General features: G+C 65.7%; 24 protein-coding genes and 1 tRNA gene. 20 read left to right on the forward strand and 5 right to left on the reverse strand.

The window, feature by feature from the left end:
- Positions 1–61 precede the first annotated feature (61 nt).
- The 4 genes from VGV58_RS20735 to VGV58_RS20750 are packed head-to-tail and all read left to right on the forward strand — an operon-like array spanning position 62 to position 4,811.
- Positions 62–1,399, forward strand: coding sequence for a DegT/DnrJ/EryC1/StrS family aminotransferase (locus tag VGV58_RS20735; RefSeq protein ID WP_326875914.1), 1,338 nt, complete (start codon positions 62–64; stop codon positions 1,397–1,399).
- Between the two features lie 31 nt (positions 1,400–1,430).
- Positions 1,431–2,807 (forward strand): sugar porter family MFS transporter, encoded by a 1,377-nt coding sequence (locus VGV58_RS20740; protein ID WP_326875915.1) that lies wholly within the window; start codon positions 1,431–1,433, stop codon positions 2,805–2,807.
- Between the two features lie 50 nt (positions 2,808–2,857).
- Positions 2,858–3,172: a hypothetical protein gene (locus VGV58_RS20745; protein ID WP_326875916.1), complete on the forward strand. Its 315-nt coding sequence runs from the start codon at positions 2,858–2,860 to the stop codon at positions 3,170–3,172.
- Entirely contained in the window at positions 3,159–4,811 is a 1,653-nt protein-coding gene (locus tag VGV58_RS20750; RefSeq protein ID WP_326875917.1) for a GMC family oxidoreductase, read from the forward strand. Before VGV58_RS20745 ends, VGV58_RS20750 begins: the two co-directional genes overlap by 14 nt.
- 419 nt (positions 4,812–5,230) lie before the next feature.
- Here VGV58_RS20750 and VGV58_RS20755 read toward each other — a convergent pair whose 3' ends face one another.
- Entirely contained in the window at positions 5,231–6,238 is a 1,008-nt protein-coding gene (locus tag VGV58_RS20755) for a LacI family DNA-binding transcriptional regulator (protein ID WP_326875918.1), read from the reverse strand.
- A gap of 158 nt (positions 6,239–6,396) precedes the next feature.
- On the opposite strand from VGV58_RS20755, the gene VGV58_RS20760 reads away from it, so the two are divergent.
- Genes VGV58_RS20760 through VGV58_RS20790 form a run of 7 tightly spaced genes read left to right on the forward strand, consistent with a single transcriptional unit; the run spans position 6,397 to position 13,032 of the window.
- Complete coding sequence (locus VGV58_RS20760) at positions 6,397–7,173, forward strand: ABC transporter permease (protein ID WP_326875919.1); 777 nt, start codon at positions 6,397–6,399, stop codon at positions 7,171–7,173.
- 5 nt (positions 7,174–7,178) lie between these two features.
- The gene (locus tag VGV58_RS20765; protein ID WP_326875920.1) at positions 7,179–7,967 is read left to right on the forward strand and encodes an ABC transporter permease; all 789 of its coding nucleotides are present in this window, start codon (positions 7,179–7,181) and stop codon (positions 7,965–7,967) included.
- Between the two features lie 6 nt (positions 7,968–7,973).
- On the forward strand, positions 7,974–8,771 hold the full coding sequence (locus VGV58_RS20770; protein WP_326875921.1) for an ABC transporter ATP-binding protein: 798 nt from the start codon (positions 7,974–7,976) through the stop codon (positions 8,769–8,771).
- 56 nt (positions 8,772–8,827) lie between these two features.
- Positions 8,828–9,877 (forward strand): ABC transporter substrate-binding protein, encoded by a 1,050-nt coding sequence (locus VGV58_RS20775; RefSeq protein ID WP_326875922.1) that lies wholly within the window; start codon positions 8,828–8,830, stop codon positions 9,875–9,877.
- Positions 9,878–9,936: 59 nt separating this feature from the next.
- Positions 9,937–11,250: a sulfopropanediol 3-dehydrogenase gene (gene hpsN / locus VGV58_RS20780; protein ID WP_326875923.1), complete on the forward strand. Its 1,314-nt coding sequence runs from the start codon at positions 9,937–9,939 to the stop codon at positions 11,248–11,250.
- Between the two features lie 2 nt (positions 11,251–11,252).
- Positions 11,253–12,023, forward strand: a complete 771-nt coding sequence (locus tag VGV58_RS20785) for an SDR family NAD(P)-dependent oxidoreductase (RefSeq protein WP_326875924.1) — start codon at positions 11,253–11,255, stop codon at positions 12,021–12,023.
- Positions 12,024–12,036: 13 nt separating this feature from the next.
- Entirely contained in the window at positions 12,037–13,032 is a 996-nt protein-coding gene (locus tag VGV58_RS20790; RefSeq protein ID WP_326875925.1) for a zinc-dependent alcohol dehydrogenase, read from the forward strand.
- Positions 13,033–13,493: 461 nt separating this feature from the next.
- Here the strand turns inward: VGV58_RS20790 and VGV58_RS20795 are convergent, their stop codons facing one another.
- Entirely contained in the window at positions 13,494–14,402 is a 909-nt protein-coding gene (locus VGV58_RS20795; protein WP_326876177.1) for an MBL fold metallo-hydrolase, read from the reverse strand.
- 393 nt (positions 14,403–14,795) lie between these two features.
- Between VGV58_RS20795 and VGV58_RS20800 the strand changes: the two genes are divergently transcribed.
- The 8 genes from VGV58_RS20800 (at position 14,796) to VGV58_RS20835 (ending at position 22,978) form a co-directional block, all read left to right on the forward strand.
- Positions 14,796–15,713 (forward strand): MBL fold metallo-hydrolase, encoded by a 918-nt coding sequence (locus tag VGV58_RS20800; RefSeq protein WP_326875926.1) that lies wholly within the window; start codon positions 14,796–14,798, stop codon positions 15,711–15,713.
- Between the two features lie 135 nt (positions 15,714–15,848).
- Positions 15,849–16,601: an SDR family oxidoreductase gene (locus VGV58_RS20805; RefSeq protein ID WP_326875927.1), complete on the forward strand. Its 753-nt coding sequence runs from the start codon at positions 15,849–15,851 to the stop codon at positions 16,599–16,601.
- 63 nt (positions 16,602–16,664) lie between these two features.
- The gene (locus VGV58_RS20810; RefSeq protein WP_326875928.1) at positions 16,665–17,090 is read left to right on the forward strand and encodes a cupin domain-containing protein; all 426 of its coding nucleotides are present in this window, start codon (positions 16,665–16,667) and stop codon (positions 17,088–17,090) included.
- A gap of 71 nt (positions 17,091–17,161) precedes the next feature.
- Positions 17,162–18,109, forward strand: a complete 948-nt coding sequence (locus VGV58_RS20815) for a mechanosensitive ion channel family protein (protein WP_326875929.1) — start codon at positions 17,162–17,164, stop codon at positions 18,107–18,109.
- 171 nt (positions 18,110–18,280) lie between these two features.
- Positions 18,281–21,202 (forward strand): PAS domain-containing protein, encoded by a 2,922-nt coding sequence (locus VGV58_RS20820; RefSeq protein WP_326875930.1) that lies wholly within the window; start codon positions 18,281–18,283, stop codon positions 21,200–21,202.
- Positions 21,192–21,833, forward strand: a complete 642-nt coding sequence (locus tag VGV58_RS20825; protein WP_326875931.1) for a response regulator transcription factor — start codon at positions 21,192–21,194, stop codon at positions 21,831–21,833. The genes VGV58_RS20820 and VGV58_RS20825 overlap by 11 nt, the downstream gene beginning before the upstream one ends.
- Positions 21,834–21,835: 2 nt before the next feature.
- On the forward strand, positions 21,836–22,198 hold the full coding sequence (locus VGV58_RS20830; RefSeq protein WP_326875932.1) for a response regulator: 363 nt from the start codon (positions 21,836–21,838) through the stop codon (positions 22,196–22,198).
- An 87-nt stretch (positions 22,199–22,285) separates the two neighbouring features.
- Complete coding sequence (locus VGV58_RS20835) at positions 22,286–22,978, forward strand: response regulator transcription factor (RefSeq protein WP_326876178.1); 693 nt, start codon at positions 22,286–22,288, stop codon at positions 22,976–22,978.
- A gap of 155 nt (positions 22,979–23,133) precedes the next feature.
- Here the strand turns inward: VGV58_RS20835 and VGV58_RS20840 are convergent, their stop codons facing one another.
- Positions 23,134–23,883, reverse strand: coding sequence for an SDR family NAD(P)-dependent oxidoreductase (locus tag VGV58_RS20840; RefSeq protein ID WP_326875933.1), 750 nt, complete (start codon positions 23,881–23,883; stop codon positions 23,134–23,136).
- 426 nt (positions 23,884–24,309) lie between these two features.
- On the opposite strand from VGV58_RS20840, the gene VGV58_RS20845 reads away from it, so the two are divergent.
- The gene (locus VGV58_RS20845; protein ID WP_326875934.1) at positions 24,310–25,140 is read left to right on the forward strand and encodes an alpha/beta fold hydrolase; all 831 of its coding nucleotides are present in this window, start codon (positions 24,310–24,312) and stop codon (positions 25,138–25,140) included.
- Positions 25,141–25,252: 112 nt separating this feature from the next.
- Here VGV58_RS20845 and VGV58_RS20850 read toward each other — a convergent pair whose 3' ends face one another.
- Together VGV58_RS20850 and VGV58_RS20855 are read right to left on the reverse strand one after the other, a co-directional pair.
- Positions 25,253–25,609, reverse strand: coding sequence for a site-specific integrase (locus VGV58_RS20850; protein WP_414644033.1), 357 nt, complete (start codon positions 25,607–25,609; stop codon positions 25,253–25,255).
- 323 nt (positions 25,610–25,932) lie between these two features.
- Positions 25,933–26,022: transfer RNA gene (locus tag VGV58_RS20855), tRNA-Ser, on the reverse strand.
- Between the last annotated feature and the right edge of the window lie 119 nt (positions 26,023–26,141).

Consider the following 26,141-nt stretch of genomic DNA (forward strand, 5'->3'; position numbering starts at 1 on the left):
GCATTTCTCCGCCGAGGCGTTTGGATTTGCGGCCGGTTGGCTGTCGCTGGAGGAGATGTCCATGACCGATCTGGCCGAAACTCAATCCCGGATTGGCCAGGAGCGGGCCAACCGCCTCGCCATCGACGGCGGTACCCCTGTCCGCAACGAGCCGCTGCCCTGGGAGCTGCCGGGCGCGCATTGGATCGGCGAGGAGGAACGCGAACTGGTCGATCGGGTGGTGCGGGCGCGCAGCCCTTTCCGCTTCTACGGCCCCGATCCGCAGCACATGGTCGAAACCTTCGAGCGGGAATGGTGCGCGGCGTTCGGCCATCGCCATGCGCTCGCCGTGTCGTCGGGAACGGCGGCGCTGACGATCGCGCTTTCGGCGCTGGGCGTCGGCCCGGGCGATGAGGTCTTCGTGCCGGGCTATCTCTGGGTCAGCTGCCTGTCCGCCGTGGTGCGCGTCGGCGCGATCCCGCGGCTGGTCGATATCGACGCGACCTTCTGCATCGATCCCGAAGACCTGAAGCGTAAGATCGGCCCGCATAGCCGCGCCGTCCTCTGCGTCCATATGAGCGGCGTGCCGGGGCGCATCGCCGAGATCGCGGCGATCTGTCGTGAACACGGCCTCGGCCTGGTCGAGGACTGCGCGCAAGCGGCCGGAGCCAGCGTCGACGGCCGCGCCGTCGGCCGGTTCGGCGACATCGGCATCTTCAGCTTCCAGCTCAACAAGAACATGACGTCGGGAGATGGTGGCCTGATCGTCGCCGAGGATCCGGCCCTCTTCCGGCGTATGGTCGCGCTGCATGATCTCGGCTATCCGCGCAACGACAAGGGTCGTCTCGACGCTTCGGACGAGGCCTGTCAGCTCTGGGGCATGGGCGCGCGCATGTCGGAGCTGGCCGGCGCGATGGCGCTGGCGCAAATGCGCAAGCTGCCGCGCATCACGGCAGCGATGCGCGGCTCGAAATGGCGCATCCGCGAGAGGCTCGCCGATCTGCGCGGCATCGAATTCCGCCATGTGCTCGATCCGGCTGGCGATACCGGGCCGTTCCTGCTGATGCTGCTGCCCGATGGCGAGCTGGCGCGACGCTTCGTCGATGCGCTGCGGGCCGAGGGCATTGCCGGCCCGCCGGGCAGCCTCGCCTGCATCACCATGCGGGAATGGGGCATGCACTGGTACTTCAACATTCCCAGCCTGGTGCAGCGCCGCTCCAACAGCCGCGACGGCTTTCCTTGGTCGCATCCAGCGAACGCGTTCGCAGCCGGCTATGACTATGACATCGGCGCCCTGCCGCGCTGCGACGAATACCATGAGCGCGGCGCGCTGCTCGCCATCGGCTCGACGCTGAGCGAGGCCGACGAGGACGATATCGTCACCGCCTTCCGCAAAGTCGCCAGCCGCCTGCTGGCCTGACCGGCGTGCAACCAAGCCAATCGAGGCGGGGATGATGATCTACTACATTGCCGCGATCGCCGGCATCGCCGGTTTCCTGTTCGGTTTCGACGAAGGCGTCATCGCCGGCGCGCTGCATCTCCTGCGCAGCGAATTCACGATCAGCGCCTTCGACGAGGGGCTGATGACCTCGGCGGTGCCGCTCGGCGCGCTCGGCGGGGCCCTGCTGGTCGGCCGCGCCACCGAGACCTATGGACGGCGTGCGCCCCTGCTTGCCGCCGCCGTGCTGTTCGCGCTCGGCGCGCTGTTCTCCAGCATGGCGACGGCAGTGTGGATGCTGACGGCATCGCGGCTCGTGCTGGGCGTCGCGGTCGGAATCGCAGCAATGGTGGCACCGCTCTATATCTCGGAGAGCGCCCCCGCCGAGAAGCGCGGCCTGCTCGTCTCGATCTACCAGCTCGCCATCACCCTCGGCATTCTCGGCGCCTATCTGGTCGATTTCGCCTTCGCGGAATCCTGGCGCCTGATGTTCGTGATGGGCGTCCTGCCGGCGCTGGCGCTACTGGTCGGCATGTATCGGATGGGCGATACGCCGCGTTGGCTCGCCCTGAAGGGGCGGACGGACGAGGCGCGCCAGATGATTGCGCGCATTCGGGAGCGGCCGGCGGCCGATCCGGCCGTGGACTCGGAGCTGGCGAGCATTCGCGCCACCGCCCTGCATGCGGCCGGCCCGGGCAACTGGGCGGATTTGCTCAGCCCGACGGTGCGGCCAGCCCTGATCGTCGGCATGGGCCTGTTCTTCCTGCAGCAGCTCAGCGGCATCAATGCCGTCATCTACTACGCCCCGACCGTGTTCAAGGAGGCCGGCTTCGGCTCGGCCTCGACGCAGATCATGGCGACGATGGGCATCGGCGTCGTCAATGTCGCCATGACCTTCGTCGGCATGCATCTGATCGACAAGATCGGACGCCGCCGCCTGCTCTTCTTCGGCTTCGCCGGTACGGCGCTCAGCCTGGGCATGATCGCGGTGGCGGCGGCGACCGAGTCGGAGGCGCTCGACACACTGGCGATCATCGGCCTGGTCCTCTACATCGCCGCCTTCGCCGCGAGCGTCGGCCCGCTGCCCTGGGTGATGATGTCGGAGATCTTCCCGCTCAAGGTGCGCAGCCTGGGAATGAGCGTCGCGACCATCGCGAACTGGGGCTTCAACTTCCTCGTCGTCTTCTCCTTCCCGATGCTCGTCGGCAGTCTCGGCCTGGGCGGCGTCTTCGCAATCTACGCGCTGGTCTGCGCGATCGGAGTGGTCTTCACCCATCTGCTCGTTCCCGAGACGAGCGGCGTCTCGCTCGAGGAGATCGAGCGACACCTGGAATCGGGCCAGCCCTTCTCGCGGCTGGGCGCCACGGGCGACCGCCTGGTGACGGCATGACGGCGGCGCGAGCAGAAAAGCCCGTCGGAGCATCCGAGCATACCGACCTGATGCGCGGGCATGATCAGGGCCAGGCCGAGGCGCTCGTCTCCGCCTTCATCGGGCTGAGCCCCTATCGCAAGGCGATTGCTCCGCTTCTCGGCGACATCACCCGGATCGCGCTGGCCAACCGGCAGGTCGGCGAGGCGCTCGCCACGGTGGAGCGGCGCGCGGACTTCAGGAGAACCGGCCGGCTCGACCTGGCCGGGCTCGGCAATGAGAAGGCGGTTATCCTCGCCTTCCTCGAACATATCCGCTTCGCTTCGCCGGATTTCCTGCGCTCCGTCGGTGAATGGCCCCTGGGAGAGATCCGTGGCCGAGTCTGATTTCTGTGACGTCGCCGTCGTCGGCACCGGCGCGGGTGGTGGCATCCTCGCCTACAAACTGGCCCGCGCCGGCCTGCGTGTCGTCTCGCTGGAACATGGCGAGATGCTGCCGGAGGACCAGTTCCGGACTGTTATGCCGCCCGGCGCCGGGCGTGATTTCGGCATCGGCCCCGACACGGCCTGGCCGAGCGATCCGCATGACAGCCTGTTCACCCATCCGCTTTTCGCCGACGGCAACGTCGGCTCGACCGCACGGCCGCCAGGCGGCTTCCGGCATTTCCAGGTTCTTGCCGTCAATGGCCTGCAGAACCTCTGGAACGGCGTCAGCGTCAGGTTCTCGGCCCAGGACTTCGAGACCTGGCCGGTCTCCTATCGGGACATGGCGCCGCATTACGACGCCGTCGAGCGCCTGATCGCCGTATGCGGCACCGCCGAGGGGATCGCGGAGCTGCCGGACGGGATCTATTTGCCCCCCAAGCCGCTGCGCCCGGCGGATCGCCTGATCGTCAACGCCGTCAAATCGCTCGGTGAGCCCGACTCGCACGCCATTCCGAACCGCAAGGCGATCAACACCAAGGCCGGCACCGCCCGCGCCTGCATCTCGACCGGCATGTGCACCTCCGGCTGCCCGGTGGGAGCGGTCTACAAATTCTCGACGCGGCTTCTGCCGGAGATCGCCGGCCTGCCGAACTACGAGTTGCGCACCGGGGCAAAGGTCGTGCGCCTGATCCGCGACGGCGACGGCTCGCGCATCACCGAGGTCGAGTATATCGACCTGCGGGATGGAGGCCGGCGACGGCTTCGGGCCAGGACGGTCGTGCTGGCGGCGGGAGCGGTGGAAACGCCGCGCATCCTGTTCAACTCGGCCGACGAGGCCGATCCCTCCGGTCTGTGTAACCGGCAGGATCGGGTCGGAGCCGGCTTGCAGGACAATCCCAAGGTCGTGCTCTCCACCTCGTTGCTCCGGCTCTGGGGCAAGCGGCGCGACTACGATATCGGCTATGGCGATCTCCTGATCCTGATGTCGCAGGCCGGATTGCCGGATGGCTCGTCCTTCCGCTTCATCGGCCATGCGATTCACGGCATCCCGGACGTTCCGCATTACCTCGCCGGCATGCGGCAGCTTCCGTCTTTCCTGAAGGAGCGCCTCGCGCGGTTGATGTTCCACAGCTACGTCACGCTCGGGCTGTTCTGCCGCGGCGACGCGACGCCGACGAACCGCGTCAGGCGTGGCCGCAGCCTTGATGTCTATGGCGTGCCCCAGGTCGAGGTCGATTTCACGATACCGGCCTCGAGCCATCTGATGATGGACGCGATGGCCGCCTGGGGCCGGCGTGTGCTGCGGCGCGCATCCGCGACGTCGATCTATGCCACCCGCGACAATAGCGGGACGGGCATCCACTATGCCGGCACGACCGCCATGGCCGACGATCCCCGGCATGGGGTGGTCGATGCCGATCTCAGAAGCCATGGCATCGACAATCTCTATATCTGCGATGGCGGGGTCATCCCCGATCTGCCGGACAAGCATCTGACCTTGTCGATCATGGCGCTGGCTCACCGGCTTGCCGAGCATCTCGTGACGGAGCAGCACTCCGGGCGAGCCGGAGCCAAGGTCCGGACGAGCAGCGTCGCCTAGGAATCTCCCGTGCGGTTTCGGCATGGACGGTGCCTGATCTCATGGCCAGGCGTTTTCCGCAGGAGCGGCGCGGTCCGAGCGTGCCCTTCCCCATTCCGCTCTCGATCAGGCCGGGGCACATCGGCTTGATCTTCTTGCCGGCGTCGTCACCACGCGGGCCACCGGCTTCACGCGACCCCGCGCCAGGTCAATTCGCTACGACGGAGCACTCAATTGGCGGCTTTTGCTGCCGCCGCAGCTTCGACTGGAGCAAGTCCGCCATTCTCCAAATCGTGGAATTGCTCTGGGCCTTTGTTCTATCGCATTTTCTTCACGCGCACCGGTGCCCGTTTCGCTCGAAAATGCTCTAGGCGATGTAGGTGTTCGGCTCCTGTTGGTAGCGGTCGTTCAGGTGCAAAGTCGCAAATTCGCTCGCGAGCCTAACCCAGGCGTGCCGTCGAGCGCCGTACCACCAGCTCCACCGGCAGCATCGTCGTCTCGGCGAAATGGCCGGCGACGAGCGCCATCAGCGTCTCCGCCGCCAAGGTCCCGATTCGGCCGATCGGCAGATGGACGGTGGTCAGCGAGGGCGAGACATGGGCCGACATATCGAGGCCGTCGATCCCGACGACGGAGAGGCCGGAAGGGACCGATATCCCACGCGCATGCGCCTCCTCCATGCAACCGATGGCGAGGAGATCGATGCCCCCGATCAACGCCGTTGGCGGATCGTCGAGCTCGAGGAGCGTAGCGCAGCCGGCGCGCGCGCCGGCCAGAGTGACCGCCTGCTCGGAATGGAGCTGGTCGGGCAGGCCCAGGCCGGCTTCGGCCAGGGCCGTCCGCACTCCGGCCAGTCTCGCCCGCTGGCGGTCGTTGAAGCGTAGATGGCCAGTGACCATGCCGATCCGGCGATGGCCGAGGCCGATCAGATGCTCGGCGGCGAGGCGTCCGGCGAGCGCATTGTCGATCGCCACCGCCGTGAAATTGCCGTCGCCGCACCAGGTCAGGACGATCGGAACCCGGGCCTCCTTCAGCATGGCGACGGTCTCGGGCGAACGCTCGGCACCGACCAGCATCAGCCCATCGACACCGCGTCCAAGCAACGAGCGCACGGCCTGGGCTTCGGCTGCTGCGTGCCCCTCATGCGAGGCGACGAGGAGCAGGAAGCCCTCCTGCGCCAGCGTCGACTGCATCGCCTGCAGCGCCCGGGCGAAGATGGCGCTGTCGAGCGTCGGCACGATCGCGCCGATCGTCATCGAGCGCCCCGATGCAAGGGCACGCGCCGCGCCATCCGGCAGATAGCCGAGCCGCAGCGCGCTGGCCCGGACTTTCGCGAGCGTCTCCTCCGAGAGCAGATGCGGCTGGGCGATCGCGCGCGACACCGTCGCCGGAGACACCCCGGCGTCGCGCGCCACATCGCTCAACTTGATGCGACCGCCCTGTCTCATGCCGCGCCCTGAAAATTCTTTCATAAGAGATATCGCCGTCATCGCGCGATCTCAAACAAAAAAGCGCATCATTAGCGAGAGATTAGCGCTTGACAGGCGCGAGTGTCTTTGGAAGCTTGAATGAAAGCGCTTTCAATAGATGCGCAACGGGAAACGCCATGATGGGACGAAGGGGATTGGCCGGCCTGACCTCCGTGGCCGCAGCCCTATTGCTCTGGTTCGTAATGACGACGCTGACCGGGCTGGTCTCGCCGGGCCGCTTTCCATCGCCGGCGGAGTTCTGGCAGTCGCTGATCCAGATCGCGACGCGCGGCTATGCCGGGGCGCCGCTGCTCGCCCATGCCGTCCAGAGCCTCAAGCTTGTGCTGTTCGGCTTTGCCGTGGCGGTCGCCACTGGCGTGCCGCTCGGTCTCTGGATGGGTTGGAGCCGGCGGGCCGAGGCGGCGATCAACCCCATCTTCCTGCTGATCCGCCCGATCCCGCCTCTGGCCTGGATCCCGCTCGCCATCCTCTGGCTCGGCCTCGGCGATGCCGCCAAGATCATGGTGATCTGGTTTGCCGCCTTCGTGCCCTCTGTGATCAACGCCTTCGCCGGCGTACGGGCGATCGACCGCCCGATGATCGAGGCCGCGCGCATGCTCGGCACGCCGCGCTGGCGATTGGTTCGGGAAGTCATCGCGCCGGCCGCTTCGCCGATGATCTTCACCGGCCTGCGTCTGTCACTGCAAGCCTCCTGGACGACACTGGTCGCGGCCGAGCTGGTCGGCGCCCTACTCGGCATCGGCTTCGTGCTGAACGTCGCCCAGCAGGACATTTATCCCGGCATGATCCTCGTCGGCATGGTCACGGTCGGCCTGCTCGGCTGGGCGACGACCTGGCTGCTCGCCATGGCCGAGCAGCGCGCCCTCGCCTGGAACATGGCGGCGCGGGACTGAAGCCGATGCGCGACACGCCTCTCTCCCTCACGGAACGGATCGGCTGGGGTGCGCTCGGGCTGGCTGTACTGCTCGGCACCTGGACGCTGCTCACAGCCTCCGGCCTCGTGCCACGCCCGTTCCTGCCGACGCCGGGCGACGTGCTCGGCCGCATGATCGAACTGATGAGCGCACCTTTTGCCGGTGCGACATTGCCGCAGCATCTCGCCTCAAGCTTCGAGCGCTACGCCTATGGCGTGCTGCTCGCGGCCCTGATCGGCGTGCCGCTCGGCCTGCTGATGGGCTGGTTCCACTGGCTCGACGACATCGTCACCCCGCTGTTCGACGGCCTGCGCTTCATCGCGCCGATCGCCTGGGTCCCGTTCGCGGCGCTGTGGTTCGGCACCGGCATGGGCGGGCCGGTGCTGATCATCTTTGCCGGCGCCTTCCCGCCCTGCCTGATCAACGCCTATCGCGGCGCGCGCTTCGTCGAGCCGCGGCTGATCGAGGCGGCGCGCATGCTCGGCACCGGCAATCTGCGCACCATCCTGGAGATCCTGCTGCCGGCAGCCACGCCGTCGATCGTCGCCGGCCTGCGTGTCGCCGCGGGCCTGGGTTGGCAGTCGCTGGTCGGCGCGGAACTCATCGTCGCCGCGGCCGGCGTCGGCTTCATGATGGTGCAGGCGCAGGCGAACGTGGCGACCCCGACGGTGATGGCCGGCATGGTCGCCATCGGCATCGTCGGCATGTTGATCGATGTCGCCCTGCGTCAGGGCGAGGCATGGCTGCGCCGCCGGCGTGGCCTGGAGGCTTGAGGCAAGATGGGTTCGATCCGCTTCGACAAGGTCGACAAGGTCTTCGGTCCGCTGACAGGCGGCGTGAAGGCGCTCGATTCGATCGATCTGGAGATCGCCGAGAAGGAGTTCGTGGCGATCGTCGGCCCGTCGGGCTGCGGCAAGACCACCTGCCTGCGCATGGTCGCGGGCTTCGAGGCGCCGAGCGCCGGCGTGGTCAGCGTCAACGGCAGGAAGGTGACCGCGCCCGGGCCGGACCGGGCCGTTGTCTTCCAGCAATTCGCGCTGTTTCCGTGGAAGACCGTGCGCGAGAACATCGATCTCGGCCTGCGCAACAAGGGCCTGCCGAAGTCTGAGCGCGACGAGCGCATCGCCGGGGCGCTCAGGCTGATGAACCTCGAAAGCCATGCCGATGCCTTCCCGCACCAGCTCTCGGGCGGGATGCAGCAGCGCGTCGCCATCGCCCGCGCCTATGTGCTCGATCCCGAGGTTCTGCTGATGGACGAGCCCTTCGGCGCACTCGACGCGCAGACGCGCGTCGTCATGCAGGAGGAACTGGTACGCCTCGCTCGGGTCAATCCGCGCACAGTGCTGTTCATCACCCACGCCGTCGAGGAAGCGGTCTATCTCGCCGACAGGGTGGCGGTGATGACCCGCCGGCCCGGCCGCATCAAGGAGATCCTCGATATCCGCTCGGTGCGCGAGGCGGAGAACTGGGATCGCCACCAGAAGATCGAGGATGTGATGGATCTCGAATCCTTCGTCCACCTGCGCACCCAGATCTGGAAGTCGCTGCGCGAGGAAAAGGGGCCGCTCGGCGTCTGATCTCGCAGGCCAACACGGCACGGTCGAAGGCCGGCCGAACAAAAGGGAGAGGAACCATGAAACGGATCATCGCTGGAGTTGGCCTGGCGCTTACATTGGGCCTCGCCGCCCCCGGCAGCGCGCAGGCGCAGACCAAGATCGGCGTCAGCTACCAGCCGTCGCTCTACTGGGCGTTGCCCTGGCACTACGCCACGGTCAAGGGCTGGTGGAAGGAGGTCGGCCTTTCCCCTGAATTCTCGACCTTCCCGGCCGGCGCGCCGCAGATCGCCGCCTCGGCGGCGAAGTCCTGGGATGTCGGCGGCACCGGCTCGGTACCGGCCGTGCTCGGCGCGGTGCGGTTCAATATCCTGACCATCGGCATCACCAACGACGAGTCGAAAGCGAACGCGATGATGGTGCGCGGCGACAAGTTCGACGCGATCAAGTCCGATCCCAAGAGCCTGAAGGGTCAGCGCCTGCTTCTGACCACCAATTCGACCGCCGATTTCGCTGCCCGCAAATGCCTGGCGAAATTCGGCCTCGCCTCGAACGACATGCAGTTCGTCAATCTCGGCCAGGCGCAGATCGTCACGGCGATCACCTCCAACAATGGCGATGTCGCCGGCGTCTGGGCTCCGAACACCTATACGCTCGAGGATCGCGCCAACGCGAAATATCTCTGCTCCGGCGCCGATGCCGGCGCGATCGTCCCCGGCGCGCTGATCGTCCGGGCCGATTTCGCCAAGGAACGCCCGGAGGACGTCGCCAAGTTCCTCGCGGTCTATCTGCGCGGCTGGTCCTGGGCCAAGGCGAACATGGCCGAGGCGCAAAAGCTCGCGCTCGACTTCTACAAGCAGGGCGGGCTCGAGGCGACGGCGAAGGCGATGGAACAGGAGTTCGCCCTGCGCCCGACCTTCACCCTCGACGAGCAGCTGAAGCTGATGAGCCGGGGCAGTGGCGCCTCGACCGTCGACGGCTGGTTCTCCGAGATCGGCAAGTTCATGACCGAGGTCGGAACTATCCCGACCAGCCCCGAGGCGAAATCCTACCTGACCGACGACTTCCTCAAGCGGCTCGCCACCGATCCGAAGCTCAAGGCCTTCGCCACCGAATTCGACAAGAAGTGACATCGCCGCGGGTGGCCTCGCGGCCGCCCGCCCACCCGCACGCGTGCCGGATCCCAACCATGGCCATCACCTATCTCAAGACAGCGTCCAAGACCCCGGAGACCGAGACCGATGCGGCGCGAACGGTCGTGAGCGAAATGCTCGCGGCGATCGAAGCCGGCGGAGAAGCGGCCGTGCGCGACTACGCCCTCAAGCTCGACCGCTGGAGCGGCCCGATCGTCCTGGACCAGGAGACCATCGCCGCGCGCATCCGCGACATCCCGCAGGCCGTGAAGGACGATATCGACTTCGCCGCCGGCCAGGTGCGCCGCTTCGCCGAAGCGCAGCGGGATTCGGTCAGGGATTTCTCGCTCGAGCTCTCACCCGGCCTCCAGCTCGGCCAGAAGCTGGTGCCGGTGAACACCGCCGGCTGCTATGTGCCGACCGGGCGCTACGCCCATATCGCTTCAGCCTATATGTCAATCGCGACCGCCAAGGCCGCCGGCGTCAAGACCGTGGTTGCCTGCTCGGCTCCCTATCGCGGCGACAACATCCACCCGCATGTGCTCTACGCCATGACCGTCGCCGGCGCCGATGTGATCATGTGCCTCGGCGGCGTGCAGGCGATCGCGGCGATGACCTACGGGCTCTTCACCGGCAAGCCGGCGGACATCATCGTTGGCCCTGGCAACAAGTTCGTGGCCGAGGCCAAGCGCATGCTCTTCGGCAAGGTCGGCATCGACGTCTTCGCTGGCCCGTCCGAGGTCGCCGTCATCGCCGATGACAGCGCCGATCCGCTGATCGTCGCGGCCGATCTGGTCGGGCAGGCCGAGCACGGCCATGAGAGCCCGGCCTGGCTGATCACCAGCTCCCGGCGCCTCGCCGACGAGGTCGCCCGCCTGATGCCGGAGCTGATCACCGCCCTGCCCGCCACCGCCCGCGACGCGGCCGGCGCCGCCTGGCGTGACTATGGCGAGATCGTGCTCTGCGACACGCGCGAGGAGATCGTCGAGGTCTCCGACCGCTATGCCAGCGAGCATCTCGAAGTGCATTGCGCCGAGCTCGGCTGGTGGCATGAGCGACTGAGCAATTATGGTTCGCTCTTCCTCGGCGAGGAGACCAATGTCGCCTTCGGCGACAAGGTCTCGGGCCCCAACCATATCCTGCCGACCAAGTTCGCGGCGCGTTATTCGGCCGGGCTCTCCGTGCACAAATTCCTGAAGCCGCTGACCTGGCAGCGCATGGACCGGGCCGCCTGTCAGCGCATCGCCCCGGTCTCGGCCCGGATCTCGCGGCTGGAAGGCATGGAGGCTCATGCCCGCACCAGCGATGTCCGCATGGAGAAATATGCGCCCGGCTCGAACGCCGACCTCGGCCGTCCGGTCGAGGCCTGAGCATGTTCCGCCTCGCCTCCCTGTTCGACCTCTCCGGCCGCACCGCCCTCGTCACCGGCGGCAATAGCGGGATCGGACTCGCCATGGCGCGCGGGCTCGGCCTCGCCGGCGCCCGCCTCGTTCTGGTGGCACGCCGTGAAGCCGAGCTGGTGCAGGCAGCAGCGCAGCTCGAAGCTGACGGCATCGAGGCGCGCTGGTTCACCGCCGACCTCGCCATACCGGAGGTGGCCGCGCAGCTCGCGGAGGCCTGCGCGCGCGAAGGGCTCGATATCGACATCCTCGTCAACGCGGCGGGGATCAATCTGCGCCAGCCCTTCAATGTGGTCAGCGCCGAGGCGTTCGACCTGCACATGGCCGTGCATCTGCGCGCTCCTTTCCTGCTGGCACAGCGCTTCGCTCCCGCCATGGCGGCGCGCGGCCATGGCCGGATCATCAACATCGCCTCGCTGCAGAGCTGGCGCGCCTTTGCCGACAGCGCCCCCTACGGCGCAGCCAAGGGCGGTGTGGTCCAGCTCACGCGGGCGATCGCCGAGGCCTGGTCGCGCCATGGCGTCACCTGCAATGCGATCGCGCCCGGCTTCTTCCCGACGCCGCTGACGGCGCCGGTCTTCGGCGATCCCGAACGCTCAGCGCGCAACGCCGCACAGACCGCGATCGGCCGTAATGGCGAACTTGAGGATCTCGTCGGCGCGACCGTGTTCCTGGCCTCGCCCGCCTCGGCCTATGTCACCGGCCAGACCCTTGCCGTTGATGGCGGCTTCACCGCGAAATGAGGATGCTGCCGCGATGAAAGCGCTCGTCTACACCGGCCCGAACCAGCTCGTCTTCCGCGACGAGCCGAGCCCTGTGCCCGAGCCGGGCGAGTTGTTGGTCCGCGTCGAGGCGGTCGGCATCTGCGGCTCCGACATGCACGCCTATCACGGCTACGATGCGCGCCGCCCGCCACCGCTCATCCTCGGCCACGAGGCAGCTGGCCGTATCGTCGGCGGCAAACGCGACGGCGAGCGGGTGACGATCAACCCTCTGGTGGTCGATCCGGCCTGTCCCTATGCGGTCGAGGGGCGCTGGCACCTCTCGCCGACGCGCCAGATCATCTCGATGCCACCCCGGCCAGGCGCCTTCGCTGAGTTCGTCCGCATCCCCGAGCGCAATGTCGTGCCGATCCCGGATTCGCTCCCGATCGAGCATGCCGCCTTGGCGGAGCCCATCGCCGTCGCCTGGCATGCAGTCAGGATCGGCATGGAGAAGCTGCACCGGCCGCTGGCCTCGGCCCGCGTCACGGTGCTCGGCGGCGGGGCGATCGGCCTCGCCTGCGCGCTGGTCGCGCGCCTCTTCGGCGCCGGCGAGATCATGGTCGCGGAAACCAATCCGCTTCGGCGTCGGACGCTCGAAGCCGAGCCGGGGATCGGTGTCTACACGCCGGGCGACGCGGTCGAGCCCGCCGAGAGCAGCATCGACCTCGTCCTTGATGCCGTCGGCGCCGACGCCACCCGCGCCGCTGCCTGCCGCCTCGTCCGCCCCGGCGGCGTGATCGTCCATATCGGCCTGCTGCCCGGAACCGAGGGCCTCGACATCCGCAAGATCACGCTGCAGGAGATCACCCTGAGCGGCTCCTATTGCTACACGCCGACGGATTTCGTCGATACGGTCGGCGCCCTGGTCACCGGTCGGCTCGGCGTGCTCGCCTGGACTGAGGACCGGGCGTTGTCCGAGGGTGCCGACGCTTTCCGCGCGCTCGATACCGGCACAACCGCCGCCGCCAAGATCGTGCTGCGGATCTGAGGCGTTAGCGAGTCCATCGACCGGCCTTCCGGCCTCGCCCCGGAAAGTTCCGGTTCGGCAGCGCAGACCTGAATGGCGGAACCTATTTGGCGGGTGGGGAGCCGAAAAGCAGACATTTCAACCGTCTGCTAGTGTGAAGGGTTTCGGATGCCGGCCGGTGCGGGCGGGTTTGGAACGGGCTGAGGGCCGGCGTTCGAAAGCCTTCACAGGAGCGGACATTCGATTCTTGCCTGGAAGCGGACATCCTGTGCGCCGGCCAGGGCGATTAACCTCGGTTCGCAACCGTCAAGTCTGCGTTACAGGGCGGTGGAGCCGTCGAACCCCAGCGATGTGAGCTACGCTTGGCTGGCTCCACTCACGATGAGTAGCGGGCGCGATCTCGGCACTTCGCGAGGTTTGGCCGAGATCTTCTACGCTCTGACGCTGCCAGCTTCCAGGCTGGCAGCGTCCCGATCAGCCGCTTAGTAGTCCCACCAGGCGGGCACCCAGCGAAAGAGCTTGCCCTCTGCCGCGACGCGCCCGACGGACGGGAAGGGCATATGCGTGGACACGAGCCAGGAGCCGGTCGTTGCCAGTTCCTGCATCAGGCGCAGCCGAACGCGGGTCGCCTCCTCGGGATCGTGTTCGAAACCGTTATGCCATTCGGGATGGTCGAACGAGACCGGGAAGATGGCATCGCCACCGAACATCAGCCTGTCGCTGCCGGATGCGATGCGGACCACGCTGTGCCCAGGGGTATGGCCTCCGGTGCGCGTGACGACCACGCCCGGCGCAACCTGCTGCTCCTGCTCGAATGTGCGTAACTCGGCATGGTACGCATCCAGGAAGCGCCTCGACGCATTCCTGGCGATCTCTGCAAGCGCCGGCGGCATGCCGGTGAGGGAGAAATCCGGCGCTTCCCAGAACTTGGCCTCCGCCGCGGACACATGGATCCGCAGGTCCGGACGCAGCTGCTCCTTCACGCCTTCGACCAGCAGCCCGCCGACATGGTCGAAGTGCATATGCGTCAGCACCACGTCGGTCACGGCAGCCAGGTCGACGCCCGCAGCGGCCAGCCGGTTGCCGAACAGCCCGGCCCGCGTGAAGTCCGGAACTTCGCCGCCAATCCCGCTATCGATGAGAATGGTCTGGTCCCCGCTGCGCACCACGACCGCATTCAGCGCCCAATCGAATGTGTCATGCGCCAGGAATGAACGGTCGAGCCACGCGTTCCGGGTCGCCGGGTCGGCATTGGTCGCCATCGACTCGGCCGGCGGCTCCAGGACGCCGTCGCTGATCACGAGCACATCGATCTCGCCGACCCGCACGGCGTAGCGCGATGGAACGAGGTCGTCGGGCCCCGGCCTGTCGTCGGTCTTAAAGGTCTTCATCGTTTGTGGCTGTCCCACGAGGGCCTCCTGGTAATCCTGCAACTGAGCCGTATCGACCACGTCCTCGGCGGCAACGGCATCGGCAAATAACCTCGGAATGTGTGCCCGGCGGAATCAAGCAACGGTCTAGTCGATGCACACCAATGGATAGGAATGGACCTTTCTGCACTCAGTATTGGATGAGCACGTTCTCGCGTCGCCCGCATTCTTGCTTTCAGCGGCGGCCAATTTCGATGTGCTTGAGCGGCCCGCCGTGCGACAGGAGACCAACCTGACAGTGCGAACCTATGATTTGGTATGGCTCGCCCTATTCCTTGACCCAATCGACCGAAAAACGGGCTCCCAATAGCGTCCCCGGTGCCGTGAGCAGAGCGGCGTCATTAGGAGACAGTCATGAGCCTGGACATCGCCTCACGCCCAAGCAGGACAGGACCCGAGGAGCTCGTTCCATCGCGCTATGCGGTGCAGATCGGCGACATCGAGGTGCTGATCATCAGCGATGGCGTATTGCCGCTTCCGACGAAGATGTTGGGTCACAACGTCGCCGCGACCGAGCGGGCGACGTGGCTGAACGAGATGTTCCTGCCGCAGGACGCATTCGACTGGTCGCTGAACGTCGTCGTGGTCCGCAGCGGCAACCAGACCATTCTCGTCGATGCGGGACTGGGTCTGGACCCGAACCTGAACCTGCCCAAGGCAGGGCAGCTGATCAAGCGACTTGCGGCTGCCGGTATCGACCTCGCATCGGTCACCGACGTCGTGCTGACGCATATGCACATGGACCATGTCGGTGGGCTGCTGGTCGACGGCGTGAAGGAGCAGCTGCGCCCGGACCTGCGGATCCATGTCGCTGCCGCCGAGGTCAAGTTCTGGGAAGCGCCGGACTTCAGCCAGGTCAACATGCCCGAGGGCTTTCCGGATGCGCTTCGCGCTGCCGCCAAGCGGTTCGCGCAGGAATATCGGAGCCATCTGCGACTGTTCGACGATGAGCACGAGGTCGCGCCGGGGGTGATCGTCCGCCGCACCGGCGGCCACACCCCTGGGCACAGCGTGGTCCGCCTGGCATCCGGCGGCGATCGGCTGACCTTCGCCGGCGACGCCGTCTTCACGGTCGGTTTCGACCACCCCGATTGGCACAATGGCTTCGAGCACGACCCCGAGGAGGCAGCCCGCGTCCGGGTTCGTCTTTTGAACGAGCTCGCGGCGACCGGCGAGCAGCTGGTGGCAACCCATCTGCCGTTCCCGTCCGTCGGCCGGGTGGCCGTCGACGGCGACGCTTTCCGCTGGGTCCCGGCCTTCTGGGACTACTGAACCCTTCTCGATCGAGCCGAACCCGAGGCGCCTGCAAGGCATCTCCGGTTCGGCCCAAGGCCCGCCCCACCGGCGCCGTTCGTCCGCAGACCTGACGAACGGCGCCGCATGGATGGCAGCGAACGGAGACATCAGATGAAAATCGTGATTATCGGCGGAACCGGCCTGATCGGCTCCAAGACCGCGGAGCGCCTGCGCCAGAAAGGGCATGACGTCGTTGCCGCCTCACCGAATACCGGCGTCAACACGATCACGGGCGAGGGCCTGGAGGAGGCGCTGAAGGATGCCCAGGTCGTGATCGACCTCGCGAACTCGCCGTCCTTCGAGGACAAGGCCGTGCTCGAATTCTTCGAGACCTCGGGCAGAAACCTGATGGCGGCGGAGAAGAAGGCCGGCGTGAAGCATCATGTCGCGCTCTCCATCGTCGGCACCGATCGGCTGCCGGAGAGCGGCTATCTTCGTGCCAAGGTGGCGCAGGAAACGATCATCCGCGAGGCCGGCATTCCCTATACGATCCTGCGGTCGACGCAGTTCATGGAATTCCTCGGCGGCATCGCCCAGGCAGGAACGGTCGGCGGGACCACCCATCTGTCGACGGGCGATCTGCAGCCGATCGCCTCCGACGATGTCGCCGATTTCGTGACGGAGGCGGCGTTGGCCGCACCGACCGATGGCATCGTCGAAATCGCCGGTCCCGAACGCGCGCGCCTCTGCGATTTCGTCGCGCGCTACCTCAAGGCGATCGGAGATTCTCGCACCGTCGTCCCCGATCCGGAGGCCCGCTATTTCGGGACCAGGCTGGAGGCCGGCTCGCTCGTCTCCGACAACAATCCCCGTATCGGCCGCATCGATTTCGATCGCTGGTTCGCGACGGCTCCCCGGAAGTAACGGCCTGCAGATGAGCCGGCCCCGAACCGGCTCATTGGTTTCCTTCATGAAAGGACGATAAGCATGATCAGATCACTGGCACGTGCCGTCGCGTTGACGGCTCTCCTGTCTGCCCCGGCTCTGGCGCATGACACGCCTGGTGGCGGCGAAGGCGCGAAGGTCACATTGGTCTACGACCACGAACTGCCGAACGTACCGGGCAAGAGCATGCGGGGCGTGCTCGTCGAGTACGCACCGGGCGGCTTTTCGGAGGGCCACACGCACCCGACTTCGGCCTTCATCTATGCGACCGTGCTCGAAGGGGCGATCCGCAGCCAGGTCAATGACGGGCCCGCCACGGTCTACAAGGCCGGCGAAAGCTTCTCGGAACTGCCGGGCGACCGCCACGGCGTCAGCGAGAACGCCAGCAAGACGCAGCCGGCAAAGCTGCTGGCCGTCTTCGTCGTCGATACCGCCCAGCAGGAACTGACGTTCCCGCTCAAAAAGTAGATGGGCTAGCCGGGCTTCGGCCCGGCGCAGCTCCTTTTCAGCCCGGGCGATCGTGATCGAGGCCTCCCTTCATGTTCGGCGATGACCACACCATCCCGCTTGTCCTGATCAACGTCCTGGGACTTGCCGGCATCGTCATCTGGCACATTCAGGGTTGCGACCGCCCGACAGGCCGCCTGATCGTCCAGATCCTGTTCTTCGCCGGCATGAGCCTCGTGCTCTACCTGGGCGGCATCGCTCCGCATCAGCCCGACGATGCCTATGCCGAAGGCCTGACCGCGCTGCTCTCCAAATCCGCCAGGATTCTCTGGTGGACCCATCTCGCCTGGACGATCATCGGCTTCATCCACATCTATGTCAGGCTGAACCGCAAGCCGCGGGAAGCGCACCTGATCCTGGATATGGCCGTTGCGGCCATCTATCTCGGCGTGGCGCTGTCGGTCATGGGCTTCGTCTTCGGCCTGCCGATCGCCACCCTGGTGACGACCTCGGGCGTCGTCGCGCTCATCCTGGGCCTGGCGTTGCAGAATACGCTCGGCGACGTCTTTTCCGGCATCGCACTCACGCTCGGCAAAGCTTATGCCATCGGCGACTGGGTGCAGCTCAGCGACGGTACGGCGGGTCGCGTCACCGAAACCAACTGGCGCTCCACCAATCTTCTGACCGGGTTGAACAACATCGTCGTGCTGCCGAACAGTCTGCTGGCCAAGCAGAGCCTGACCAGCCTGAGCCGTCCCGACGAGTCCCATCTCATCACATTGGGCGTTCGCTTTACCGCCGGGCAAAGGCCGCGCATCGTCGAGGACGCCATGCGATCCGTGCTGGAAGCCAGCACCCGGATCGTCAAGGAGCCGCCGCCGGCCGTCGCCCTGAAGGGCATCGACGCGAAGGCGATCGAGGTGGAACTGCAGTTCCGCGTCGCGAGCCTCGCCACGGGGACCTCCGCCAGGAACGAGATCATCGACCTCATCCATGATCGCTGCGAAGCAAGCGGCCTTTCGCTGGCCGAGCCGGCCTAAGCCTCATTCTTCACGACTCGATTTTCCGGCAAGTCATGGATTTCCATAAGTGCGGCTGCGGCGTCCCGGCGCTAGTTTCTGATGAGCTAGCCAGTCACGCCTTGGAAGACTGGTGCTAGACGAAGCTGCGACGGTTTCCAGGCATTCCGTCTCCGAAAGGGACAGCCGATCATGGTAGCAGCGCTTCGCCGAACGCCGCCGGTGTTGATGATCGTCTCGCTGGCCGTCGGTCTCGCGGCATGCTGGTCGACCGGGACACTCTTCGGCGTCCTGGCTCCGCTGAGCGCATTGTTTCTCAATGCTCGGAGCTATTGGCTCCTGGCGGTCTGGATCGGGCTGCTGATCGCCTTCGCCGCGTCGGCCTTAGCTGCCCTGTTCTATCCGGGAGCCATAAGGGAAGCTGCGCTTTCGCTCGGGGCGCTTGTCGCTGTCGCCGCTTGTATCGGCCTGCTGCTTGTCCCCGCCCCGCTTCGTCGCGGCAACCATTCCGCAGTGCCGCGGCGACCAGAACCGGGGAAGCCGGAGGGGTTCGGGCCCGTTCCGGCGCACGGCGCGATCCACCCCGATGATCGGGCCGCGATCGCGCATGCTGCGGCCTACGCGTTCTGGACGGGCGTGCCTCAGGTGACGGGCTACCGGCTACGCCAGCCGGATGGCAGCTACCACTGGACGGAGTTGCGCGCCGAGCCGGGCTATGGCGTGAGCGTCGACGTCGACGCCATGGTCTCCCGACCGGATGATCGGTGGAGCGTCGCGGAATCCCTCGGAACGACCATGGAGGCGGTCAAGGCAGCCAAGGTGATCGAGAGCCTGCACGGCAAGGCCTGGGCCTTCGATGCGATGGGCAGGTTCACCTATGTCACGCCGGCTGCCCAGGTCGCCATCGACATGGCCCTCGAGGACCTCAACCGCCGCCTCGGCGAACGCGAATTCATCGACGGCGGCGAAGCCGGCTGGATGCGCGGCGTCCATCCCGACGATGTCGACAGGGCAGCCTCCACCCTGCGTCACTGCCTCAAGACTGGCGAGCCGTGGAACATTGAATACCGGATGCTGCGCGCGACGGGGCAATATGTCTGGCACCGCATCTCGGCGCGGCCGACGCGGGATGACGATGGCCAGATCACAGGCTGGTTCGGCACCTCGATCGACATCGACGTCTACAAGAAGACCGAGGCTGCCCTGCGCGCCAGAGAGCAACATCTGGAGCAGTTGATCGACACGGTCCCGGCCATGATCTGGAGCATGACGGGGGCAGGCCATCCCGTCTATCTCAATAGGCGGATGATGGAAGTGACGGGCGCCACGACCGAGACCGTTACGGCTCCTGATGGGTCACTCACGCTCAAGAGGATGATCCATCCCGATTTTCTGGAGCAGGCGGAACGGACATTCGCCAGATCCGTCACGACGGGAGAGCCGTACGCGATCAAATACCTGCAGCATCGCGCCGACGGCACCTATCGCTGGACCGAAACGCGAGCAGAAGCCCTGCGCGATGAGGCGGGCCAGATCATCCGGTGGTACGGCGTATCCGTCGATATCCACGACCTGATCACCACGCAGACGGAGCTGCATCTGCGCAAGCAGGAATTGACGCGGCTCGTCGATCTGGTGCCGAGCTTCCTTTGGCGGCTGACGCCAACTGGGGCGCCGAACTTCTTCAACCGTCGCTTCATCGATTTTCTGGGCCTTGACGAAGGCAGCCTCGAACAGCCTCAGACGGAGCAATATGCTGCGGCGCTGAAGGCCGCGGTCCATCCGGATGACGCCGCTCGCGTGTGGGCCGGTCTCAAGGATTGTCTGAGCAGCGGCCGGCCTTTCGCCATGCGCTATCGTTTGCGCCGCCACGATGGCGTCTATCGCTGGATGGATGGGCGCGCAGAGCCGCTCCTGGACGAGGATGGCAGCATCATCCAGTGGCACGGCTTGTCCCACGACGTTGATGATCAATTGCGGGTGGAGGAGGCTCTCCGGGAAAGCGAGCGTTCGCTGCGCCAATTGGTCGAGACGCTGCCCGCCCTCATCTACTGCGCCGCACCGAACGGGGAGCCGATCTATCGCAGCGAGAAGCTGCGGGAATTTCTCGGCTTCGGGCTCGGCGACAAGGATGAGGAGGGCAAGACGCGCCTGACCGGCACCCTCGACGCGATCATCCATCCCGACGATCTCCCCGACGTCAAAGAGAGATATGCGCATTCTCTGGCGACAGGCTCCCCCTACGCGATGAAGCATCGCCTCAGACGAGCTGACGGAGACTACCGCTGGGTCGAGACGCGAACCGCTGCGATGCGGAATGCCGAAGGTGAGGTCATCCAGTGGAACGGCATCTGCTTCGAGATCGAAGACCAGGTGCGGGCGCAGGAAGCGCTGACATTGACGCAGGAGCGGCTGGCGCGCGCGGCCCAGGCCGCGAGCCTGGCAGAGCTCTCCGCCTCGATCGCCCATGAGGTCAACCAGCCGCTCGCCGCGGTCGTCGCCAACTCGCATGCATGCCAACGCTGGCTCACCTCGGACCCGCCCAATCTGGAGCGGGCACAGAAGACCGTCGAGCGCATCATCCGGGACGCGAATTCCGCCGCCGACGTGGTCGGCAGGGTCCGCGCCCTGTTCAGGCAGACTGTCGAAGCGCGGAGCTTCTGGCAGCTCGACACGATCCTCCACGAGGCCCGGGACCTGATGCTGGAAGAGGCGACCCGGCGGCGGATCCGCATCGAGATCGATGTCGAGCCGGGGCTGCCACCGCTGGCCCTGGACCATATCCAGATCCAGCAGGTTCTGGTCAATCTGATCCGCAATGGCCTCGAGGCGATGGAGCCGACACAGCGCGGGGCGCTTCATATCCGCTCGATGCGTGCCGGCGATCTCATCCGGACCGAAGTCCGCGATACAGGCGCAGGCATCAGCGCCCTGGAGAAGGTCTTCGAGCCGTTCTTCTCGACCAAATCCAACGGCATGGGCATGGGGCTCGCGATATCGCGCACCATCATCGAATCCCATGGCGGGCGTCTCTGGGCCGAGGACAATCAGCCCAGCGGGGCGACCTTCATCTTCACACTCCCTGCCGAAGCGAAAGCGGACCATGATCGTTGACGACACCATCGTGTTCATCGTCGACGATGACGAGGCTCTGCGCGAGGCGCTGGGCGAATTGCTCGAGGCCAACGGGGTCCGGTCGGCGCTGTTCCAATCCGCCGGCGACTATATCGGCGCCGACAAGCCCGATCTTCCGGCCTGTCTCATCCTCGATGTCGAGCTTCCCGATATCAACGGGCTCGAACTGCAACGGCAGATTGCGCGGGAGGACCATCCGCCAATCGTGTTCATCACCGGCCATGGCGACATTCCCTCATCGGTACGCGCCATCAAGCATGGCGCCGTCGACTTCCTGACCAAGCCGTTCAGCGATACCGCGCTTATGGCGGCGATCGGTTCGGCGATCGCGCAGGACCGGGAGACCAGGGCGAAACGTGCCGAGGTCGCGCTGCTGCGGCAGCGTTATCAGGAGCTGTCTCCGCGCGAGCGTGAAGTCCTGCCTCTGGTGGTGAGCGGGCTGCTCAACAAGCAGGCCGCAGCCGAGCTCGGCATCAGCGAAGTCACCCTGCAGATCCACAGAAGAAACGTTATGCAAAAAATGGCGGCGTCATCGCTCGCCGACCTGGTGCGAATTGCGGAGCGGTTGGCAATCCCGATCCAGCATTCGCGCCGGATGGGAGGAATATAGGCTTGCTCACGCACAAATACATCATAGCTGTCGTCGATGACGATCCGAGATTGCTCGAATCGCTTGAAGACCTGCTCGAATCCGCCGGCTATGCCGTTCGTAGCTTCTCATCGGCGGCAGCCTTGACCCGGGCCGGCCTCTCCGGGTTCGACCTCCTCGTCACCGATATCGGCATGCCGGGTCTGGATGGCTTCGAGCTGCGCGACCTCGTGAAAAGGGAGCGTCCGAAGCTGCCGGTATTTCTGATCACCGGGCGCCATGAGATCGCCGATCAGATCAGGGCGCGTGCCGTGGAGAGTTTCTTCTGCAAACCTTTCGACGGCCAGGCCCTGCTCGCGGCAATCGCAGGTGCCCTGCGTCGGTAGCGCGCTCCCGAGCGAAACAGACGCCGGTTTGCGTGAATACAAGCGACAAGTCGCGGAAAATGCTTCTGAGAGATGTGGAAGGTGAACATGATCATTGATCGCTCACTCTCGCCAAGGTCGAGGTCGCTGCCGGTACAACGCCAGGCCGAGGCGAAGCATCCCCTCGTCATCATCGTCGACGATGACGCCTCGGTTCGTGAGGCGCTGTGCGAGTTGATGCTGTCGGCCGGCTTCGAGGCGGTTTCGTTCAGCTCGACCAAGGCACTGCTCGAGACCAGCGCCCTCGAACAGCCGGGATGCCTGATCCTCGACGTTCGCATGCCTGGCTCGAGCGGGCTCGATCTGCAGCGGCATCTGACGTCGAGCGGAAATCCCAAGCCGATCATCTTCCTGACGGCGCATGGCGACATCCCGATGACCGTCCAGGCCATGAAGGCCGGCGCCGTCGATTTCCTGACGAAGCCGGTCCGCGATCAGACGCTGCTGGACGCGGTCAACGCCGCGATCGGGCTGGATGCGGCGCGACGTGCGGAAGCCGCCAGGATCAAGGGCTATGTCGAGCGCTTGCAGACCCTGACGCCGCGGGAGCGCGAAATCATGCATGAGGTGACGCGGGGGCGCCTCAACAAGCAGATCGCCTTCGATCTCGGCATCAGCGAGGTCACGGTCAAGCTGCACAGAGGCAATCTGATGCGGAAGATGGAGGTCGCCTCGATCGGCGAACTCATCCGGGCCTGGGAAGCCCTGCCGGTCAGAATGCGCGCGACCAACGCCGCATAGGACCTTTGAGCGAAACCGGAAGCGGTCGCGGCTGTGTGATGGGATGAACAGCAGGATGGAGCATGTCTCGGGGTTCGAGAGAAACCCGCGACATGCTCCAAGGCGGCAGTCCAGTCACCGCGCCCGATGCGCAAAAACTCGCGCTATGCCGGCGATCAGGTCAGCGCCATGCCGCCATCGACGGTGAGATTGACACCCGTCACGAAGTCGCTCTGCGCCGAGCAGAGGAAAAACGCGGCTTGAGCGAGTTCGTCGGCCTCGCCCATCCGGCCAAACGGGATCACCTGTGCGGCCATCTCCTCGACCTGCGCCAGCGCTTCGGCCGCGACGCCGAGCTTTCCGATGATCGGCGTCGCGGTCGGACCGGGGCTGAGCACGTTGACGCGGATACGCCGATCCTTGAACTCCAGCGCCCAGTTGCGGGCGAACGCCTCGATCGCAGCCTTGCTGCCGGCATAGACGGCGTGGCCGTCCAGCACCTTGCGGCTGGCGATCGAACTGGTCAGCAGGATGGCGCCGCCATCACGCAGCAGCGGGGCGATCTTCTGCACGCCGAAGAAGGTGCCACGCGCATTGGCGAGGAACTGTGCGTCGTAATCCTGCGGCGTCACCGCGAGGCTCGGCTGGATCCGGATGCCGCCTGCATTCGCCATGTAGATATCGGCCTTGCCGAAGCGTTCCGCCACAAGGGCGGCGACGCGCTCATGCGTGGCGAGATCGGCAACGTCGCCGGTAAGACCGATCGCCCTTTGCCCGAGGGCCTCGACGGCTTGATCGACCGCCTCTTCGCGGCGCCCGACAATCAGGACATTTGCGCCTTCGGCCACGAAGATGCGGGCCGTGGCGAAACCGATGCCACTATTGCCGCCGGTGATCACAGCGACCTTGTTCGACAGTTTGTTCATGCGGACCTCCATGTGGAGGATCCGAGATCGGGACGCGCCCGGCTGAAATCAAAATATTCAAAAGTCGATATGATCTATACATATGTATAGATCGGTCTGACATTGAGATTATTGCTCGTAGAATTGCCTGACGCAAGATCAATGGGCCTCGACAAGCCGCGATTCTCTCAACGCATTCACTGCGGTCTCGAAGCCGGCTCTTCAGGAGATGCACAGCCAGGCATCGCCCGGAGGCGTCGATCGCAGCCCCATAGCCGCGCCTCGGAGGCGCCAATGCCGAACGATACATCATCCAATCCGACCGATTGCAGCCGACGCGACCTCCTGTGCGGCGGCGCCTGCGCGGCCGCGGCCGGCACGCTTCCGCTCTCGTCTTTCGCACAGCCCGCCACCGTTTCCACTCGGAACAGCAGAAGGAGCCAACGCATGAACTATGTGACGACCCGTGATGGCGTCGAGATCTTCTACAAGGATTGGGGCCCGAAATCGGCGCAACCGCTCGTCTTCCACCATGGCTGGCCGCTCAGCTCGGATGACTGGGACGCGCAGATGCTGTTTTTCCTGGCGCAGGGCTTCCGGGTCGTCGCGCATGACCGGCGCGGGCATGGCCGCTCCAGCCAGGTCTCCGAGGGGCATGACATGGACCACTACGCCGCCGACGTCGCGGCTGTGGTCGAGCATCTCGACCTGCGCAATGCCGTCCATATCGGCCATTCGACCGGCGGCGGCGAGGCCACGCGCTATGTTGCCCGTCACGGCAGGAAGCGCACGGCCAAGCTCGTCCTCATCGGCGCGGTGCCGCCGATCATGGTCAAGACCGATCGCAATCCCGGCGGCCTGCCGATCGAGGTCTTCGACGGGTTTCGCAAGAGCCTCGCCGCCAATCGCAGCAGGTTCTACACCGATCTCGCGGCGGGACCGTTCTACGGCTTCAACCGACCGGGGGTCGAAGCGGATCCGAGCCTCGTCCAGAACTGGTGGCGCCAGGGCATGATGGGCGCAGCCAAGGCCCATCATGATGGCATCAAGGCCTTTTCGGAGACCGATTTCACCGATGACCTCAAGGTGATCGAGGCCCCGGCGCTGGTGATGCATGGCGATGACGATCAGGTCGTCCCGATCGGCGACAGCGCTCCGCTCACCGCCAAGCTGCTCAAGCGCGCGACGCTGAACATCTACAACAAGCTGCCCCACGGCATGGCGACGACCCATGCGGATGTCGTGAACAGGGACATCCTCACCTTCGTCCGAGGCTGACCCGCGAGGACGAGGTGGCAAATCCGCCTCGTCCTTATTCACGTCGTTCGGCCATCACGACCTTCGGCGCTGGCCCAAGCGCCGGAATTGCTTCTTTGCCATACGGGAAAGCCTATAAATCTGTCTGCTCGGGCAGGATCAAGACATCATCAGCTTCGATACCGAGGTAGCGGACGGTGCTTTCAAGCCTGAAGCGCCCCAGGAGCAGTTGACGGGCGCGCAGGCTGCCGGTGCGCCTGTAGATCGAGGTAACTTTCGTCCGCCTCAGGCGATGGGTCGCATAGAGAGCCGGATCCAGGCCGATCAGGGCGACCCAGCCATCAAGCAAGCGGCCATATTGCTGGGGCGTCACGTGATCGCCAAGTCGGCTACGGCTTGCGAAAGCCTGTCCTGGATCGGCGACGAAGTCCCGAATCCATTTGCGTAGCACATTCTCGTGCACGTCCAGATCGCGCGACGCCTGCGCCACGCTGAGCCTCGCGCTCGGTCAACGACCGCGCTCCAGCTTTCAGGTTGACCCAGCGCTCCTCGATCTCGGTGAGCACAACGAGATGCTTGCGCTTCGCCACCGTCGGATCGCGCGTTCAAAAGCTCTGCTTCTCCTCGCGCTTGCCTGCGAGCTTCTGCAACTCATCCGGGACGCGCTTGCGGAGCCATTAGATGCCGGGCTTCGGATGCTTCCAGGGACGGGCCATTGCGAGAGCCATGCGCACACCCGTGTGTAGCGCTCGGGTGGCTGCGAGCTGTTGGCTTGGCTAAACTCTCTGGAAGATCAATCCCTTAGAGGATCGATGGCGGACAGGGAGGGATTTGAACCCCCGATACCCTTGCGGGTATGCCGCATTTCGAGTGCGGTGCATTCAACCTCTCTGCCACCTGTCCGCGGTCGCTCTGGTCGAGGCGGGGTGCTTACTACACATTGCATCCCCGCTGCACAAGCCTTTCCGGAGCGATGCGTCCACAACGCCGTCATCGCCCTGAAATCAACCGCTGCCACGCTG

Origin of the sequence: Allobosea sp. (assembly GCF_035944895.1) — a bacterium.
Classification (GTDB): domain Bacteria; phylum Pseudomonadota; class Alphaproteobacteria; order Rhizobiales; family Beijerinckiaceae; genus Allobosea.

Coding starts and splice junctions, on each gene's coding strand:
- VGV58_RS20770 (WP_326875921.1), top strand. CDS start 7,974: ATGGGTTCGATCCGCTTCGACAAGGTCGACAAGGTCTTCGGTCCGCTG.
- VGV58_RS20800 (WP_326875926.1), top strand. CDS start 14,796: ATGAGCCTGGACATCGCCTCACGCCCAAGCAGGACAGGACCCGAGGAG.
- VGV58_RS20765 (WP_326875920.1), top strand. CDS start 7,179: ATGCGCGACACGCCTCTCTCCCTCACGGAACGGATCGGCTGGGGTGCG.
- VGV58_RS20825 (WP_326875931.1), top strand. CDS start 21,192: ATGATCGTTGACGACACCATCGTGTTCATCGTCGACGATGACGAGGCT.
- VGV58_RS20760 (WP_326875919.1), top strand. CDS start 6,397: ATGATGGGACGAAGGGGATTGGCCGGCCTGACCTCCGTGGCCGCAGCC.
- VGV58_RS20735 (WP_326875914.1), top strand. CDS start 62: ATGACCGATCTGGCCGAAACTCAATCCCGGATTGGCCAGGAGCGGGCC.
- hpsN (WP_326875923.1), top strand. CDS start 9,937: ATGGCCATCACCTATCTCAAGACAGCGTCCAAGACCCCGGAGACCGAG.
- VGV58_RS20810 (WP_326875928.1), top strand. CDS start 16,665: ATGATCAGATCACTGGCACGTGCCGTCGCGTTGACGGCTCTCCTGTCT.
- VGV58_RS20775 (WP_326875922.1), top strand. CDS start 8,828: ATGAAACGGATCATCGCTGGAGTTGGCCTGGCGCTTACATTGGGCCTC.
- VGV58_RS20795 (WP_326876177.1), bottom strand. CDS start 14,402: ATGAAGACCTTTAAGACCGACGACAGGCCGGGGCCCGACGACCTCGTT.
- VGV58_RS20815 (WP_326875929.1), top strand. CDS start 17,162: ATGTTCGGCGATGACCACACCATCCCGCTTGTCCTGATCAACGTCCTG.
- VGV58_RS20755 (WP_326875918.1), bottom strand. CDS start 6,238: ATGAGACAGGGCGGTCGCATCAAGTTGAGCGATGTGGCGCGCGACGCC.
- VGV58_RS20785 (WP_326875924.1), top strand. CDS start 11,253: ATGTTCCGCCTCGCCTCCCTGTTCGACCTCTCCGGCCGCACCGCCCTC.
- VGV58_RS20820 (WP_326875930.1), top strand. CDS start 18,281: ATGGTAGCAGCGCTTCGCCGAACGCCGCCGGTGTTGATGATCGTCTCG.
- VGV58_RS20835 (WP_326876178.1), top strand. CDS start 22,286: ATGATCATTGATCGCTCACTCTCGCCAAGGTCGAGGTCGCTGCCGGTA.
- VGV58_RS20790 (WP_326875925.1), top strand. CDS start 12,037: ATGAAAGCGCTCGTCTACACCGGCCCGAACCAGCTCGTCTTCCGCGAC.
- VGV58_RS20805 (WP_326875927.1), top strand. CDS start 15,849: ATGAAAATCGTGATTATCGGCGGAACCGGCCTGATCGGCTCCAAGACC.
- VGV58_RS20745 (WP_326875916.1), top strand. CDS start 2,858: ATGCGCGGGCATGATCAGGGCCAGGCCGAGGCGCTCGTCTCCGCCTTC.
- VGV58_RS20840 (WP_326875933.1), bottom strand. CDS start 23,883: ATGAACAAACTGTCGAACAAGGTCGCTGTGATCACCGGCGGCAATAGT.
- VGV58_RS20845 (WP_326875934.1), top strand. CDS start 24,310: ATGAACTATGTGACGACCCGTGATGGCGTCGAGATCTTCTACAAGGAT.
- VGV58_RS20740 (WP_326875915.1), top strand. CDS start 1,431: ATGATGATCTACTACATTGCCGCGATCGCCGGCATCGCCGGTTTCCTG.